The 1210-nt window shown below is 62.4% G+C and carries 2 pseudogenes; both read left to right on the forward strand.

From position 1 onward, the window contains the following. Positions 1-681: pseudogene (locus EN893_RS34685) on the forward strand (hypothetical protein); the annotation flags it as partial. Positions 682-691: 10 nt separating this feature from the next. Continuing rightward, positions 692-1210 (forward strand): annotated as a pseudogene (locus tag EN893_RS34690) (hypothetical protein); the annotation flags it as partial.

A 1210-nucleotide genomic window follows, 5' to 3' on the forward strand; every position in this document is an offset into this window, starting at 1 on the left:
AATCTCGACACATCGGTCTGCACGCAGACGCTGGTCAAGTCAGGCGACAAGCTGCGCGACAATCCTTCACTCGCCGAACAGCTCGCCGCCGGCGGGCCGCTGGCCGTGCATGGCGTCCAGATCACGCCGAAAGAGCTGGTCAAGCCGGCCAACGTGCCGCCCTTCGGCTCCTGGTTCGTCGACTTCGACGGTTATTTCGAAGATCCGGAGGTCGAGGGCCATGTCGGCGACGTTGCCGTCTGGCATCCTTGCGAGGGCCGCGCCGGCTATTACGAGGAAATCCCGGGCGGCTACCTGCCCCCCTTCTACCCGCCGGATTTCCCACCACCCGGCAACCTGCCTCCGTGCATCGATGTCGAGGATATCAGGTATTACTGTACGCCTCGCGGCCTCCAGGCCGATCTCTATCTCCATGACCACGCCGGCTTCGGCGGCGATTCGATCAAGGCCCAACCTTCGAATGAGACAAAGTCCAGGACGCCAGGCGTCGGGGTGACATCATCCCAGTCGCATGCGCCCGGCAAGCCTTACACGGTCGACATCACCGGCCACTATCCGGGCGACAGAGTGGATGTTGGACTTTGCTTCTACAGGAAGTCCGACAAGGACAAGGGTGGCTACTACCCTTGCTGCAAGATGATCTTGCCGCTCCGAACCCCAGCCGTCAGCTGCGAACGTTGAGGAGGGGAAGATGAAAAATCTCGCACTCTCCCCGCTCACGACGAGCTCGCAATCCACAGTCATGGAGACGATCATGAAACCCCTGTCATACGCCAGGCGCGGCGCGCGCTGGCTGATGGCGGCCGGTATCGCGGTCGCCATGTTCACCCCTGTGGCAAGCCACGCGGAAGACGCCGCCCCGATCACCCCGGAACTGAGGCTCGATCTCGACAATTCGAAGATCGTCAATCCGAGGCCGGAGCGGGCGGTGCCCTTCTTCACCAAGAAAGGCACCCAGCGGAGCTGCGACTATGTCGTCTACTCCCTGAGCTTTGGCCTGCGCGGCGATGCGCAAGCCTTCGCCGACCTGACAGCCTTGCTGAAAACGCTCAAGATCGAGTTCAAGGACCAGCTTCCACACGGCCTTTCGATCGTCAGCGCGAATGTGTCGGGCGACGGCACGGACGCTTCGGGCGGACCATTGCCCGGCGTTTCGATCAGCACCTCGGCCGGTCCGAACGACACGGCAACGGTGTCCAATTTCCGGCTC

It is taken from the genome of Mesorhizobium sp. M7A.F.Ca.CA.004.04.2.1, from assembly GCF_004022825.1.
Classification (GTDB): domain Bacteria; phylum Pseudomonadota; class Alphaproteobacteria; order Rhizobiales; family Rhizobiaceae; genus Mesorhizobium.